At 59.1% G+C, this 423-nt stretch carries 1 pseudogene; it reads left to right on the forward strand.

Annotated features, from left to right (window positions below):
• Positions 1-335, forward strand: a pseudogene (locus D8Z78_RS24820) (hypothetical protein); the annotation flags it as partial.
• Positions 336-423 lie beyond the last annotated feature (88 nt).

Here is a 423-nt window from a genome sequence, read left to right on the forward strand (position 1 = left end):
TGGAAAAGCCCCGTCGCTTTCGAGAGAAAAGTGGCCTAAACGAGCACCTGGGGCGGCACGAAAACGAGACAGGTCCAAGCCGGGCCGAGCGCGATACGCTCATCCCTGCGCCAATCGAACTGCCCGATGATATTCTTGTACTCTACCGGCAGCACGTCGAGGATCTAGTGGGGACGCTGACGGACGAACCCGTGGCGGGGCCGGCGGCTGACGAATTGCACAAGCTGAACAAGACGGTGGTCCTCGCGTGTGACGAGGAGGCTGACTTCGTCACCCTGGAGATCCATGGCAAGCTGTTGGCATTTGGCTATCCTGGATGCAAAAAGCCGCCCTGAGGGCGGCTGTGGCGGCCTGTTCTCTGTAAGTGGTTGCGGGAGTAGGATTTGAACCTACGACCTTCAGGTTATGAGCCTGACGAGCTAC

It is taken from the genome of Tropicibacter alexandrii, from assembly GCF_003667315.2.
Lineage (GTDB): Bacteria > Pseudomonadota > Alphaproteobacteria > Rhodobacterales > Rhodobacteraceae > Tropicibacter > Tropicibacter alexandrii.